Origin of the sequence: Butyrivibrio sp. LC3010 (assembly GCF_000424385.1) — a bacterium.
In the GTDB taxonomy this organism is placed as follows: Bacteria; Bacillota; Clostridia; order Lachnospirales; family Lachnospiraceae; genus Butyrivibrio.
Map to the genome: position 1 here is coordinate 1 of NZ_AUJU01000027.1, position 14,682 is coordinate 14,682.

Annotated in this window: 13 protein-coding genes; 11 read left to right on the forward strand and 2 right to left on the reverse strand. The window is 39.9% G+C overall.

Annotated features, from left to right (window positions below; all coding sequences use genetic code 11):
* On the reverse strand, positions 1-466 hold a 466-nt coding region (locus tag G622_RS25425), incomplete at its 3' end, for an IS91 family transposase (protein ID WP_044957905.1).
* A gap of 296 nt (positions 467-762) precedes the next feature.
* Here G622_RS25425 and G622_RS0116050 point away from each other — a divergent pair.
* The 3 genes from G622_RS0116050 to G622_RS0116060 all read left to right on the forward strand — a co-directional run bounded on the left by G622_RS0116050 (position 763) and on the right by G622_RS0116060 (position 3,096).
* A complete protein-coding gene (locus G622_RS0116050; RefSeq protein WP_026511548.1) occupies positions 763-1,542 on the forward strand; it encodes a CheR family methyltransferase in 780 nt (259 codons plus the stop codon).
* 61 nt (positions 1,543-1,603) lie between these two features.
* The gene (locus tag G622_RS0116055) at positions 1,604-2,584 is read left to right on the forward strand and encodes a phage tail tip lysozyme (RefSeq protein WP_026511549.1); all 981 of its coding nucleotides are present in this window, start codon (positions 1,604-1,606) and stop codon (positions 2,582-2,584) included.
* Between the two features lie 38 nt (positions 2,585-2,622).
* On the forward strand, positions 2,623-3,096 hold the full coding sequence (locus G622_RS0116060; protein WP_026511550.1) for a hypothetical protein: 474 nt from the start codon (positions 2,623-2,625) through the stop codon (positions 3,094-3,096).
* 362 nt (positions 3,097-3,458) lie between these two features.
* On the opposite strand, the gene G622_RS0116065 is transcribed toward G622_RS0116060, so the two are convergent.
* Complete coding sequence (locus G622_RS0116065) at positions 3,459-3,719, reverse strand: hypothetical protein (protein ID WP_026511551.1); 261 nt, start codon at positions 3,717-3,719, stop codon at positions 3,459-3,461.
* 294 nt (positions 3,720-4,013) lie between these two features.
* Here G622_RS0116065 and G622_RS23265 point away from each other — a divergent pair, with 294 nt between their 5' ends.
* The 8 genes from G622_RS23265 to G622_RS0116105 all read left to right on the forward strand — a co-directional run bounded on the left by G622_RS23265 (position 4,014) and on the right by G622_RS0116105 (position 14,616).
* Positions 4,014-4,472 carry a CAP domain-containing protein gene (locus G622_RS23265; protein WP_049945906.1) on the forward strand — a complete coding sequence of 153 codons (459 nt, stop codon included), beginning with the start codon at positions 4,014-4,016 and terminating at the stop codon, positions 4,470-4,472.
* A gap of 280 nt (positions 4,473-4,752) precedes the next feature.
* The gene (locus tag G622_RS23270; protein ID WP_049945907.1) at positions 4,753-6,444 is read left to right on the forward strand and encodes a DUF3502 domain-containing protein; all 1,692 of its coding nucleotides are present in this window, start codon (positions 4,753-4,755) and stop codon (positions 6,442-6,444) included.
* Positions 6,445-6,593: 149 nt separating this feature from the next.
* Positions 6,594-7,736: a glucose-1-phosphate adenylyltransferase gene (locus G622_RS0116080; protein ID WP_026511552.1), complete on the forward strand. Its 1,143-nt coding sequence runs from the start codon at positions 6,594-6,596 to the stop codon at positions 7,734-7,736.
* Positions 7,736-8,854 carry a glucose-1-phosphate adenylyltransferase subunit GlgD gene (glgD, locus tag G622_RS0116085; protein WP_026511553.1) on the forward strand — a complete coding sequence of 373 codons (1,119 nt, stop codon included), beginning with the start codon at positions 7,736-7,738 and terminating at the stop codon, positions 8,852-8,854. The genes G622_RS0116080 and glgD overlap by 1 nt, the downstream gene beginning before the upstream one ends.
* A gap of 170 nt (positions 8,855-9,024) precedes the next feature.
* The gene (locus G622_RS0116090) at positions 9,025-10,446 is read left to right on the forward strand and encodes an amidophosphoribosyltransferase (protein ID WP_026511554.1); all 1,422 of its coding nucleotides are present in this window, start codon (positions 9,025-9,027) and stop codon (positions 10,444-10,446) included.
* A gap of 204 nt (positions 10,447-10,650) precedes the next feature.
* On the forward strand, positions 10,651-10,929 hold the full coding sequence (locus G622_RS0116095) for an HU family DNA-binding protein (RefSeq protein WP_022761419.1): 279 nt from the start codon (positions 10,651-10,653) through the stop codon (positions 10,927-10,929).
* Between the two features lie 455 nt (positions 10,930-11,384).
* Complete coding sequence (locus G622_RS0116100; protein WP_026511555.1) at positions 11,385-12,878, forward strand: ArnT family glycosyltransferase; 1,494 nt, start codon at positions 11,385-11,387, stop codon at positions 12,876-12,878.
* A gap of 148 nt (positions 12,879-13,026) precedes the next feature.
* A complete protein-coding gene (locus G622_RS0116105) occupies positions 13,027-14,616 on the forward strand; it encodes a helicase HerA-like domain-containing protein (RefSeq protein WP_026511556.1) in 1,590 nt (529 codons plus the stop codon).
* The last annotated feature ends 66 nt before the right edge of the window (positions 14,617-14,682 follow it).

Sequence of the window (14,682 nt, forward strand, 5' to 3'; positions counted from 1 at the left end):
GATTCCATTCCAAAGGACGACCAAATGTGTGAAGGACCAGAATGTAACCAGGTGTAAAGTTCTGACTCTTGTTGATTTTGTAGAACATCCGGTTAATAACACTGCTGACAGCTTCGAAAAGACAGTTAAGAAGGTCGCGATCTTCGAGAAAGAAATGGCGTAATTCTTTTGATATGGTGAATACGCAGTGACGGTGCTGACAGTTTATGAGCTTAAATGACATAGCCTGAGAACGTTTCTGTGAATACATGGCACCACATGTAGGGCAGAATCTTGAATGACAACGAAAGGGAACAAATTTGAGAGTACCACAATCAGGGCAGCCGTACATAGCGCCGCCATAAGCAGGATCCCCGCAATTGATCATCTTATCGATGTTTTCCATTTCGGTCTTGCGGGGATGAAGAGTATATTGAATTTCTTCATAATGATCGCGGAACAGATCTTGTAGAGTATTTCGTTTCATAAAATCATTATGAATGAGTTGAGGCAAAAAACAACCCCACCCCTCATGATTGAGGGGCAGGGGAGTTGAGGTGCCGTAGGCACTTTTTTATCTTATGGGTATACCTCAGGATTTCCTGTAAATTAAAAACACTCTATGAGGATGCACAGCTCATGTGCCTGACTCCGATAATTTCAAAAGAGTAATATTTACTTAATTTTGTTTATATTTATTTAATTTTACACAAACAGCAGGGTTAGTTATACTTGAACTAAGTAGTAGTTGTACTATTTTTGATTTATAACGGAGGCTTACAAATGGCTGTAGATTACGAGTGGTTCAAGGGTGAAGTTTTTAAACTTACAAAAATTGATCTTAATGCTTACAAAGAAAAGCAGATGAAGCGCAGGATTGATACACTTATAGGTAAGACAGATTGTAAGGGATATGATCAATATATGGATCTTATCAAGAAGGATCAGACTGCCCGCGAGACGTTCATCACATATCTGACCATCAATGTGTCTGAGTTTTTCAGAAACATCGATCAGTGGAATCTTATGGATAAGCAGATGGTGCCTGAACTTATTAACAGATTCGGCAAAAATCTGAAAATCTGGAGTGCTGCATGCTCAACAGGTGACGAGCCTTATACAATTGTAATGCTTCTGTCTAATCATATGCCACTGAATCAGATAAATGTAATGGCATGGGATATTGATACTGTTGCTTTGGCGAAAGCGAGAGCAGGCGTATATGATGCTAAGGAAGTATCCGGAGTTCCGGCAGATCTGAAGAAGAAATATCTCACTCAGGAAGGCGATAAGTGGCGCGTTAGTGATGATATCAAGAAGCGTGTAAACTTTAAGCAGGCTGATCTTTTGAGAGAGCCTTATCCGAAGGATTATCACCTGATTGTTTGCCGAAACGTTCTTATCTATTTTACTGAGGAAGCGAAGGACGAGATCTTTAGAAAATACTATAATTCTCTGGCTCCCGGTGGAGTTCTTTTCATTGGAAGTACAGAGCAGATAATTAATTACAAGGAGATTGGATTTATAAGAAAGAGCTCATTCTATTATGAGAAGCCTATGTAAAGACGCTGGTGTGACGCCTTTTGGCTAAAATAATTTAACATTTTAATAAAGGGGAAAGGGTATGAAAAGAGTAAATCATTTTTGGGGAAAATTATTTGCAGGATTATCGATTATTGTAGGATGCAGTCTGTTTATGCCACATGGAGGTGTAAAGGCTGCATCTTTGCGTGGTCAGAACAATGAGGAAAAGATATTTTATTTTCTCAGGGAAGAGATGCATTTCAACAATGCCGCAGGTTCAGGGGCTCTGGCGAATGTAGAAAAGGAGTCATCATTTAATCCTAATGCCAGCGGTGATGGAGGTACAAGCTACGGAATTTGCCAATGGCATAACGACAGAATGTCCAGATTAAGAGCCTGGTGCTCAGACCATGGATATGATTGGAGAGATCTTGAGGGACAGCTTTTTTACCTTGAGTATGAGCTTGAGACTTATTATCCCAATACGCTTTCAATGATAAAGGGATCTGGTAACTCGGCAGGAGGAGCTTACGAAGCGGGATTTAACTGGTGCTACTACTATGAAATCCCTGCTGACAGGCTAAATACCTCAACTGAAAGAGGAAACCTTGCGAGGGATGTATACTGGCCTAAGTATAAAAAGGTAAAAACAAAGCTCTCAAAAGGAAAAAGCTACGCGGCAGATGGTATGGTGTTTAAGGCAGTAGGTGATTTTGAAGTGGCCTTCAAGGGTGTTGTTGATGAAGAGGCCATAGAGATAGATATACCAAATAAAATACAGATAGGGGATGTCACAGCAAAGGTGGTTCAGATCGCCGCTAATGCCTGCAAGGACAATACTAAACTTGAGACACTGACTATTGGTGCTAATGTAACTAAAATCGGCAAAACAGCCTTTTATGGATGCGAGAATCTGCAGGAGATCAACATCAAATCCAAGAAGATAAAGACCTTCTCAAAAAAATGCTTTAAGAAAATAAGTGATGAAGCGGTGTTCTATGTAAAGGGCGGTGTAAAGAAGGACTATGCCGGCAAAATCAAAAAGGTAGCACCAAAGAGCATAAAGGTCAAAAAATTGTAACAAGAATTTTGATGAGTTTTTCTATGAGGGTGGGAAATATGCATCATAATAATATCTATCTGATTTATACGCTGGGAATATTCTTAATAGGCATGGGATTCTTTATAGTAGGGGAGTTTAACAGACCGCCTAAGCCTGAACTTAAGGATCCAAGTCTTATAGGACATGAGGATGAAGAGGAAGAAAGTACAGAGCCGGGAGTAGCTGAGATTTCCGGCGAGGATATTCAGATGCCTGTTCCTGAACCTGAAGAGCCGACTATTGAAAACATTGCTCTTGTTAATTCTGAAGAGGGTGAGGATGAGGGAGAAGAAGAGGCAGAGGAAACTTCTGAAGAAGAGGAAGAAACTGAACCTCCGATTTACGACGGCCATGAAGAAGAGAGAATCGAGCTTATAAAGGAAAATTATGTTCTTCAGGAAGCCTATGACAGCTCACGCACAACAACCTTTATTGGATTTGCCTTCTGGGGAATGTCCCTTGTCTGCGCAATCCTATATTTTAGAAGTTAAACAGCTTCACTAGTGCTGCTGTCATTAAATACCTCGACTTTTTGCGAAGTATAAATTGTTCTTCTGCAAGGCGGAGGAATGAGTCGTACCGGGCGGTACGGCGATTGACGCCAACGCAGCAGAAGACAATTTAGACAAGTAATAAAGTCGACTTATTTGATGACAGTAGCACTAGGCCATATAAAACTTCACTAAATGGCATTGAATGGTTAACACGAAAACCACCGAATCCATATAAGTACTCCAATTAAAAACGCACTCCGGAGTTCACCGGAGTGCGATATTTTTACCCTCAAGAAGAAATCTGATGTGCTTTAAATCCGTAGTGTTTTTTTACATTTAGTCTGCCCGACGGATAATGCTCACGCATTTATGGGCTTCCAAGTAAGTTCATAGATGCTTTCCATAAGTTTTCTAAGCTCATTTTTCATGGACTGACAAGCACTGTTTTCATCCTTGAAACACATGAGCCCAATCTTTTCTGCATGATCTAAGAAATAAACCTCCCAAAAATCTTTGTTTTTAGTCAGACATACCTTGCCGTCAATCGCTTTGCCAATCTCATAAAGCTTGGATGGAACGAGATGGTCTGTAAAAAACTCTTTTAATTCTGTTACTGTCATACCTGCCTCCAATCAACGGCTTATGCAGAAATGTTATCTGTAAAACCCTTATACATAGTTTTTAAAACTACATATAGGTTAACACATAACCTATAATACTTCAATATATTTTAAACAAATTAAGTGAAATTGCACAAAAATAGAGGGAACGAAATCGGTATAGTTTCTGCAATAATCATAAAAATACTGATTAAGACAAAAATTTACACATATTTTATAATATTTTGAAATTTTTATACGATAATAGATTTATAAGATTTCTTTGGTTGAAGAGGTTTTATGAGGGGGATACAAATGAATAATGAGAAGACAGCACTATTTAAGATGTACTTTATCTTGTGTCTGGTGATAATGGTGTTCATCAGTCAGGGGATAACAGTACAGGCAAAAACAGTAAACACGGGTGAAGTAGTTGCGTACATGAATGCACTGAGAGGAGAATTGGGACTCCCGGCTTTTACGGTGAGTGATTCCTTAAATCAGGCTGCTTCAGTACGGGCAGGTGAATTAGCCGTCAGATTCGATCATACAAGACCTGACGGAAGTGCCTGGTACACTGTAGGCACCGGAGTTAACGGTGAAAATCTTGCAAGAGCAGATAAGGAAGAAGAGAAAGGTACTCTGAATATTATCGCCGGATGGTACTTGAGCCCATCCCACAGAGCAAACCTTTTAAGCGGATCAACTCAAATCGGGATAGCTGCCTATGAGGATGCCAACGGTGTTGCTTATATAGCCTGTGAATTCAATTGAATATTGTAAATGAAATCAAGGATATGTATTTATGATTAACTCTTAAACGGTTTAGTATAAATACATATCCATTTTTTATGCCTTATTGAGCAGAGCACTTTGGCAGGCTTCTTCTTGTTGTAATAAATAAGTTATGAAAATGTAATAATTATATCTGTTTATTTGTGACATAATTAAAGTAGATTATTATTGCATTCATAATAAATCCAATTGCTTTAGCTAACGTATCTGAAAATCCTGATGATGTAATGAACTGAGACATTGATTTTGAGGTAAACCGATGATTAAAAGAGTAATGGCATTTGCGCTAAGTATAATGATCACTTTTTTAGCTTCAGGCTGTAGCAGCGCGGCAGCGGACGAAAATGCGAAGGAAAGTGCCGCTGAGGAAAAGAAGGGCTTTGTGGTTTCTGAGGAACTGCAGGAATCCATGTCTAAAGACAATTCATCAGATGAGGGTGACGATAAGGGCTTTGATGTTTCCAGACTTGATACCTCTGAGCATGTTGTCATTACTTATCTTACAATAGGGGACAAACCATCAGGGAAGGCTGAAGAAAGACTCCTTGCTACAATTGCGGAATTAAATGAGATTCTAAGTGAAAATGTAAATGCGGAATTAAGCATAGAGTATATCAGTTGGGACAATTATCTTGAAAAATACAATGAAAAGCTTTCAAAAAAGGATGGAAGCATCGATCTTGTAGGAGCTTCTACGAACTGGCTTGAGGGATGGCAAAATGTAAAAAAGGGAGTTTTTCTTCCTTTGCCGGTCAGTATGCTGCAAAAGTATGCGCCCAGAACCTATGAGTCAGTTTCCCAGGAACATTGGGATATGTGTAAATATAATGATGAAATTTATTTCATGCCTGAGGACAATTATACTCAGTGGACTAACCACGGCTTTATTTACAGAATGGATTTTGCCAGGGAAGCAGGACTTCGAAACGGTGTAGAAGATTGGGAGGATCTTACGGATTACTTCAAATACATCGTGGAGTTTCATAAAGAATTGAAAGTTCCGTGGGATGCTGATGGAACCCAATATATAAATATGACAAACGGATGGCTGTCATCAAACACAGACTTTATTCCCGTCAGCGGCTTTTGCAGTGGGGATATGTTCGGAGGATCCCTTGATGAGCCATACACAATCTATGCTCCCGTGATGACAGATACAGATGTTTACGTTGAGTATGCCCAGCTTATGAAAATATGGGATACGATAGGCGTATGGCCTACTAATGTTTTGAAAAATTCTAGTGCCGATAATCGTGCAGAATACAGAAAAGGGCTGGTAGCGGCAGAAGAGCATCACACGCAGACCTTTGCAAATCTGTGCTCTGACAATGAAGAAAACCAGCTATATATAGATAATCCGGATGCAGAATCAGCATTCTTCGCTTTTGGAATTGATAATGATAACATTGTTTCATCGACTATCACTCATGGTGCAATGAGTATTTCAGCGGGTTCCGGGAATCCTGAGAGAGCACTTATGGTCTATGATCTTCTAAGAAATGATCCAACATGCTATAAACTATTGTGCTATGGAATCGAGGGAGTGTCTTATTCGATAAATGAAGAGGGGCTAAGAGATAGGCCTGAAGGATTTGATCCCGATAGTGACAATATCAATGCCCTTACCAACTTCTGGTGGGGAAGAAATGATGATATTGAAATCAGAGACGCTGAGACAAACTGGGATGTAATCGATGAATTATACACGATCTATGACAGGGAAAAGACAGAGTACCCTTATGGACAATTTGTTCCGGACGATTCTGAAATATCAGCAAAGCTTGAGAAGTGTAATCAGATCTACTGTGATTATATGAAAGAGATATCCTACGGAAAATACAGTGGGACTGCAGAGGCTATCGTTACAAAGATGCAGGAAGAGCTTGCACTTGAGGGAATTGATGATATTGTAGTCGCACTACAGGAGCAGATTGATTCATTATACAGATAATATCTATTAATTTGATCAGCGCACAGGAAGAGTTTTTACTGATTAATTTTTGCTATAAAGAGCCTGTTTCTCCATTTTTGATTGAAATAATTATATAATACGCTTAGAATAATGTTATAAATATTTTATATAAAGAGAGGGGATATAATATGGCTCAAACAAACATGTTGGCTATGATACTTGCAGGTGGCAGGGGAAGCCGTCTTCATGAGCTCACTAACAAGGTGGCAAAGCCAGCAGTAGCATACGGTGGTAAATACCGTATCATTGATTTTCCGCTAAGCAACTGTGCAAACAGTGGAATAGATATAGTGGGAGTTCTTACACAGTATGAATCTGTACTGCTTAACAGTTATGTAGCAGCAGGAGGACGCTGGGGCCTTGATACCAAAGACAGCGGTGTATTTGTTCTTACACCCAGAGAGAAAGCTGATTCAGGTTTTGATGTCTATCGTGGAACAGCAGATGCTATTTCTCAGAATATCGATTTTATCGATGCCTATGATCCGGAATATCTTTTAGTTCTGTCCGGAGATCACATTTACAAAATGAATTATGACAAGATGCTCAGATTCCATAAGGAGCATGGCGCAGATGCAACTATTGCGGTAAGAGGTGTACCTATGAAAGAAGCCTGCCGTTTCGGTATCATGAATACCGCAGAGGATGGCAGAATTGTGGAATTTGAGGAGAAGCCTCCGAAGCCGAAGAGCAACCTTGCATCAATGGGAATTTATATTTTCAACTGGAAGACCATGCGCAAGATGCTTATTGAGGATATGAAGAATCCTGATTCAAGCCATGATTTTGGTAAGGATTTTATTCCTGTAATGATAGAACAGGGCAAGGCACTTTATGCTTATGAATTCTCAGGATACTGGAAGGATGTTGGAACAATCGATTCACTTTGGGAAGCTAATATGGATCTTCTTGACAGTGAAAATGAATTGAACCTCGATGATACTTCCTGGAAGATATATACCGAGGATACAGGCATAACACCCGCATATATTGGTGAGACAGCAAAGATAGACCGCGCATACATAAACCAGGGTGCAGCTATTAAAGGTGAGGTTAAGAATTCGGTTATTTTCCCGAAGGTAACCATAGAGCCCGGTGCAAAAGTAACTGATTCGGTTCTTATGCCCGGAGTTACAGTGTTTGAAGGGGCTACGGTAAACAGAGCTCTTGTAGCTGAAAATATCCGCATTGGTAAAAATGCTAACGTAGGAAACAAGAAGAGTGAGGAAATCCTCCTTGTTGCTAAAAATGTAAAGGGGGAGGATAAATAATGGCAAATAGAGCATTTGGCGTGATTAACTCCGCCGCTAATTATATTCGTGTGGAAGGACTTCATGATTACAGACCTATTGGTGCATTTTCCTTCCTTGGAAGATTTCGTGTTATTGATTTTCCTATTTCAAACATGAGCAACAGTGGTTTCGACAGAATTCAGGTTTGCTTAAACAGCAGACCCCGCTCCATAGTTGAGCATATAGGCTCAGGAAGACATTACAACATCAATTCCAAGCGCGGCGCAATTCAGATGTTTTTCACACAGAATAACGGAGCAAGCTCAATCTATAATACAGATATCAATGCATATATTGAAAACCTTGAGCAGATAGAGCGTATGCCTCAGGATTACGTAGTAATAGCGCCAAGCTACATGATTTATAAGCAGAACTTCCAGGAGCTTCTTGATCAGCACGTTGCGTCAGGAACAGATATCACACTTTTGTATCATAAGGTTGATCAGGCCAAGGAATTCTACAGAGCCTGCAATGTTGTGACACTCAACAGACAAAAGGGTGTAGAATCTCTGGAACGCAACATGGGTACAGCTAAAGAAAAGAACATCAGCATGGATACCTATGTTATGAGTAAGGAAATCTTTATCGACCTGATAAAGAAATCAAGAAAAGAATCATCAGCATATTCACTTGCAGATATGATAGGTCTTGCCTGCAATGAGCTTGATGTAAGAGGAATTCAGCACAAAGGATATTTTGCAGCAATCACAAGTCTTGATGATTATTATCGTGCCAATATGGAGATGCTTGATTTTGCAACTTCAATGGAGTTCTTTAAGTCAGATTGGCCGTTCTATACCAAGACAACAGATGCATGTCCTACACAGTATTTCCATGGAGCGAAGGTTACAAATTCACTCATTTGTAATGCCGGTCTTATCGAGGGAACTGTAGAAAACTCAATTATTGGACGTAACGTTCACATCGGTAAGGGCGCAGTAGTAAGAAATTCAATTGTTCTGGCATATAACAACATCGCAGATGGTGTTTATATCGAAAATGCAGTAATTGATAAATGGGCTGATATTAAACATGTAAAAAAGGTTGTTTCCAATTCAGTAACACCTGCTTACGTAAAGAGAAACGACAGACTCTAATAGATGAATGTACAAAACCGGCATCGGATACTCGAATATCCATGTCGGTTTTTTATATAAATAAATTGTATTCGTCTTTTTTTAGGTTATTGTAATGCAATTTTGGACCTCTTTATGCTATTATTGTTGCTGTAGTATTTTTCTGAATATATATCTGTTTGGAGGTTCCCATGGGTGGTTTTTTTGGAGTTGCATCGCGTGATAGCGCAGTCTTTGATCTGTTTTACGGAACAGATTATCATTCTCATTTAGGTACTCGCAGGGCAGGACTTGCCGTATATGACAAGAAAAAAGGTTTTGACCGTGCAATACATAATATCGAGAGATCTTATTTCAGACCGAAATTTGAAGAGGATATGCTCAGGATGGAGGGGAATCTTGGAATTGGCTGTATTTCTGATTTCGAGCCTCAGCCTCTTATTGTCCGTTCACATCACGGTACTTATGCTATAACAACAGTTGGTAAGATCAACAATATCGAAGAGATAACAAACAAGTTATTTGCGGATAACAGATCGCACTTCCTTGAGATGAGCGGAGGCGATATAAATCCTACGGAGCTTGTTGCATCTATAATTAATCAGAAGGTTACGATAGTTGAAGGAATAAGGTATGCCCAGGAGATAATCAAGGGCTCCATGACGCTTCTTGTCATGACTCCTGAGGGAATATATGCGGCAAGAGACAGGTTCGGAAGGACACCTGTGGAAATAGGACACAAGGATGAAGGCTTCTGCGTATGCTTTGAGAGTTTTTCGTATTTAAATCTTGGTTACGATCCCTATAGGGAGCTGGGCCCCGGAGAAATAGCATATATCACTCCGGAGAGTGTTGAGATAGTGGCACCGGCATTTGAGGAAATGCGTATCTGTACATTTTTATGGATATACTATGGATTCCCGGCATCATCCTATGAAGGATTTAATGTAGAAAATATCAGGTATGGCTGTGGTAAAAAGCTTGCCGAGAGAGATATGCAAAGGGGATTGCATCCTGATCTTGTAGCAGGAGTTCCTGATTCAGGTGTAGCACATGCAATTGGTTATTCAAATGCATCAGGGATACCTTATTCAAGACCTTTTGTAAAATATACGCCTACCTGGCCCAGATCATTCATGCCTACAATTCAGTCAAGGCGTGATCTTATTGCAAAGATGAAACTGATTCCGGTTAATCAGCTTATAAATAATAAGAGCCTTCTTCTTATAGACGATTCTATCGTAAGAGGAACTCAGCTCAGGGAGACAACAGAATTCCTTTATAAGAGCGGAGCAAAGGAAGTGCATATAAGACCTGCATGTCCTCCGCTTATTTATGGCTGTAAGTATCTCAATTTCTCAAGATCGAATTCCGAGATGGAACTCATCACAAGACGGGTTATTGAAAAGCTTGAAGGCTATCCAAAGCCGGGTGAAGAGACTGTAAGAAAATATACTGATCCGGATTCACCCCGCTACGAAGCAATGCTGGAAGAGATAAGAAAGGAACTTAATTTTACTTCACTCCACTATCACAGACTTGATGATATGGTCGAGGCAATACCCCTTGAACCATGCAAATTATGTACCTACTGTTGGAGCGGAAAGGAATGATTTTAGGCTAAAAAACCACTATTTAATGGAAGTTTCAATATCTGTTTTTCACAAGAATACACTGTTTTTTTGATTAAATTCACCAAAAAGCGCATAAATAGGCAAAAAATCGGGTTTTTTTCTTGAAAAAGGCTTGTTTTTAGGGTTTTCGGGTGCTAGTATAGTCAATGTAGTTAAATTTTCTTATATTTGGAGGAAAACAATATGAACAAGACAGAATTAGTAGAAGCAATCGCAAAGGAGACAGGCCTTTCAAAGAAGGATTCTGAGAAGGCAGTTAAGGCTTTTGTTGATGTTGTTTCAAAGCAGCTCAAGAAGAAGGATAAGGTTCAGCTTGTTGGCTTTGGTACATTTGAGACCACAAAGAGAGCAGCTAGAACAGGTAAGAACCCTCAGACAGGCGAGAGCATCAAGATCCCTGCTTCTGTAGCTCCTAAGTTCAAGGCTGGTAAGGCTCTTAAAGATCTTGTTAATAAGAAATAATTGTTTTTTTATGGAGAACCGGTAGTCATATGGCTGCCGGTTTTTTTCTGTATTTTAGCAGAGCATTTGACGAGGTTTCGAGGCATGCAAGTACCACTATGAGTCTTTTTAGAGCTTGTTAATCGTATATAACAGATTGTATGAAGTTACTGATAAATGTATAATAAAATTTAATTGGGGATGTTTTATATCGGTTTTGAGTATTATAGTGTCGAGTAAACTATGAAAACTAATGACCTTCCTGAAGAATTCACTGCTAGTGTCTTGTCTGAATGACAATTTGATAAATTACTTGTCTAATTCTCAATATGCTTCGTCATCTTCAATCGCCGTAGCCACCGCTACGACTCATTCAGATTCCTAGCCTATTGAGAATGATACTTCGTAATTAAATCAAAAGTCACTCAGACAAAACACTAGCGGATTCTTTAGGACATTGTATGATGGGGGATTGTATGAAAAAAGGTTATCGAAGCATGTTCTGGGTTTGTCTGATGGTCGTATTCGTCTTTATTGACGCATATATGATATTTCACAATCTTGGAAAGGGGTATCTTATCCAGACAGATGAGGCTTATCATGCCACTAATGCGTATGAAATGTTTAAGCAGGGGAACTGGATGATAAATACCTATCGCTATGCGGCGGATTATTTTAATTCCAAACCACCGATAAGTCTGGACGCCATGATATTATCCTTTAAAATATTTGGAGTGAGTTCTTTTGCGGTAAGGTTCCCATCGGCACTCATGGGCATAATGACCTGCTTACTAATAATAGGTTTCTTTTTCTACACAAAGGATTCATATGCAGGAGTGTTCTTTTCTGTACTCTTTGGGGCATGCACTCCGTTTTTTACCTTCCATATGTATCGTGCAGCAGAGATGGATGCACTTTACAATCTATTTTTTACGATTTCAATGTTTTCTTTATATCTCATGTCTTATAGATATAGTTTCATGTATCTCTATGCGATTTCCATGGGAATGGCATTTATGTGCAAAGGCCCCCATGCAGCGCTTATTTTTATCATAGGTCTTTTATATATCCCAAAAATCAGAAATTCATTTGGCTTCATAAAGAGAGTTGTGGTTTCCGTAATCCTTGCGGCAATGCTGCCCATTATGTGGATGATAAAAAGGTATTTCTTTGATGGCTTTGAGTTTCTGAATGCGCTTTTTGTTGGAGAAGTTGCAGACAGAGTATCATCAGCAGACAGTAGCTTCTTAGAGCCTCTTAATGATTTCTTCACATCAAATATTGTAATGATTTTCGCTGTGGCACTGCTTTTTATTGTTATAGGATTGATTGTAAAAAGAGATAAAGCAAATTCTGAAAAGCTGATGTCACTAAGAGTATTTGTAAGTGAAAACAGTTTATTCCTTTTATGGACGATAGTACCGGTTGCTTTTTTTTCACTGACAAGAAGCTATCTGACCTGGTATACCTACACTTCACAGATTGCTATGTGTATTCTTACCGCTAAGCTTATTTCATTTTTTATAAATGATATATGTAGTGAACAACTTATCTCTACGGTAGTTATATCGGGAGTAGTAGTGGCCATGTGTATATATTTCATGATTCCCACTATAAGGACCATAAATCTTGCGGGAACAGGTGGACATCCCGTAGATCAGTTTGTGGAGGATGTACAGGATTTTGCAGCTGTAAACGGGAAAAGCTATGCAGGAAAAAACGCCTACCTGATCTCTGATTTTAGAATAAACAAAGCTGTGTCAGATCACTGGGAGCCTGAATATGTGGCTCCTGCTGAGATGTATCTGGATGTTATTCCCGTGGACGGAACCGTTGAAAATTTCCTCAGTGATCCTGATTCAATCCTTATAATAGATAAGGATCTGTGGGAAGATTATGCAGATGTTCTTACAGGGCATGTGATTCTGCATGACAATTCATATCTGATATTTAGTAATGAGATGTATTAATAGGTTATTGCTTACTCTGCATGCGAGCACCATAAGGTGTGAACAGTAATGCTGATATGGGAGACTGCTGCTTGTTGTTTTGTGGACGATTTAACGTTAAAATAGAAGTGACGTTTACTTGAAATTTCTTATGACAGGAGGGCGTAAAATGGTTAAAGACGGTAAGGTATTTGTCGCAAGAACAGATAGTGGGGATGAAATATATCTTCTGCCAAAAATGGCGAACAGGCATGGACTTATTGCGGGAGCAACAGGCTCTGGTAAGACTGTAACCCTGAAGGTTCTTGCGGAATCCTTTTCTGATATGGGAGTTCCGGTATTTCTGGCCGATGTAAAGGGTGACCTTGCCGGAATGATACAGGAAGGTTCAGGAATGGAGGAGAGGATAGAGCGGCTTTCTCTCCGGGATGCCGGATTTGAGTATAATAAGTACCCGGTGACATTCTGGGATTTGTTTGGTGAAAAGGGAATTCAGCTTCGTACAACGGTTACGGAGATGGGACCGATTCTACTTTCACGTATTCTTGGACTTAACGAGCTGCAGAGTGATATTCTCACGATTGCGTTTAAGATTGCGGATGATAACGGCCTGCCACTCTATGATACAAAGGATTTAAAGGCTCTGCTTAATGAGCTTTCTGAAAATAATAAAGATTATGCAGCGGATTATGGTAAAATGAGCCCAGTGTCCATCAGCGCTATTCTAAGGAGCGTTGTTGCGCTTGAAACTCAGGGGGCTGAAACTTTCTTTGGTGAGCCTGCACTTAATCTTACTGACTGGTTAGTGACTGATACCAGAGGAAAGGGAATGATAAATATCCTTGATTCCGAGAGCCTTATAAATAATGGAGTTTTATATTCCACATTCCTTTTGTGGATGCTCTCAGAGCTGTTCGAGACTCTGCCTGAGGTTGGGGATATGGAGAAGCCTAAGATGGTATTCTTTTTTGATGAAGCGCATCTTCTTTTTAAGGATACTTCGAAAGCACTTCTGAATAAGATAGAGCAGGTTGTAAAGCTTATTCGTTCTAAAGGTGTCGGCGTATATTTTGTAACTCAGAATCCAAGAGATATTCCTGATGGAGTTTTGGCACAGCTTGGCAATAAGATTCAGCACGCCCTTCATGCGTACACTCCTGCGGATCAGAAGGCAGTTAAGGCTGCAGCTGAATCGTTTCGTGAGAATCCGGAATTCAAGACCTTTGATGCTATAATGGAGCTTGGAACAGGTGAGGCAGTAGTGTCATTACTTGATGAGAACGGAACACCTGAAATTGTAAAGAGAGCATTTGTGCTTCCCCCAATGAGTAAGATTGGCGGAATAGATGATAGTCTCAGAGACAGTACAATAAAGGGAAGCCTTTTGTACAGCAGATATGCCAATGCGATAGACTCAGACTCAGCTTATGAGATCTTAAAGAGAAAGGGTGCCATGTTAGCTGAAGAGGCGGAGAGAGAAAAGGCAAGAGCTGAGGAAGAAAAAGCCAAAGTATTGGAAGAAAAGGCAAGACAGAAGGAGCTTACAGCTGCTGAAAAAATCAAGGAAAGAGAGAGACAAAAGGCCGAAAACGCAAAGAAGAGAGCGGCTAAATCCGTAGCCACCACAGTCAGCGGAACTGTAGGCAGAGAAATGGGTAAAGCTGCCGGACAGGGCTTTGGAAAATTTGGCAAAACACTGGGTGGAAACCTTGGTGCAAGCCTTGGAAGAGGCCTCATTGGTACTCTTTTTAAACTGTGAGAACTTAGATAGGTACTTTTGAGCCTGGTTCGAACAGTTGTTACGCTGAATTAATGAAGCGTAACA

Excerpts from the sequence above, each read along its gene's own strand:
- G622_RS23265 (WP_049945906.1), top strand. The coding sequence starts at position 4,014 with ATGAATAATGAGAAGACAGCACTATTTAAGATGTACTTTATCTTGTGT.
- G622_RS0116090 (WP_026511554.1), top strand. The coding sequence starts at position 9,025 with ATGGGTGGTTTTTTTGGAGTTGCATCGCGTGATAGCGCAGTCTTTGAT.
- G622_RS0116060 (WP_026511550.1), top strand. The coding sequence starts at position 2,623 with ATGCATCATAATAATATCTATCTGATTTATACGCTGGGAATATTCTTA.
- G622_RS23270 (WP_049945907.1), top strand. The coding sequence starts at position 4,753 with ATGATTAAAAGAGTAATGGCATTTGCGCTAAGTATAATGATCACTTTT.
- G622_RS0116080 (WP_026511552.1), top strand. The coding sequence starts at position 6,594 with ATGGCTCAAACAAACATGTTGGCTATGATACTTGCAGGTGGCAGGGGA.
- G622_RS0116105 (WP_026511556.1), top strand. The coding sequence starts at position 13,027 with ATGGTTAAAGACGGTAAGGTATTTGTCGCAAGAACAGATAGTGGGGAT.
- G622_RS0116100 (WP_026511555.1), top strand. The coding sequence starts at position 11,385 with ATGAAAAAAGGTTATCGAAGCATGTTCTGGGTTTGTCTGATGGTCGTA.
- glgD (WP_026511553.1), top strand. The coding sequence starts at position 7,736 with ATGGCAAATAGAGCATTTGGCGTGATTAACTCCGCCGCTAATTATATT.
- G622_RS0116095 (WP_022761419.1), top strand. The coding sequence starts at position 10,651 with ATGAACAAGACAGAATTAGTAGAAGCAATCGCAAAGGAGACAGGCCTT.
- G622_RS0116065 (WP_026511551.1), bottom strand. The coding sequence starts at position 3,719 with ATGACAGTAACAGAATTAAAAGAGTTTTTTACAGACCATCTCGTTCCA.
- G622_RS0116050 (WP_026511548.1), top strand. The coding sequence starts at position 763 with ATGGCTGTAGATTACGAGTGGTTCAAGGGTGAAGTTTTTAAACTTACA.
- G622_RS0116055 (WP_026511549.1), top strand. The coding sequence starts at position 1,604 with ATGAAAAGAGTAAATCATTTTTGGGGAAAATTATTTGCAGGATTATCG.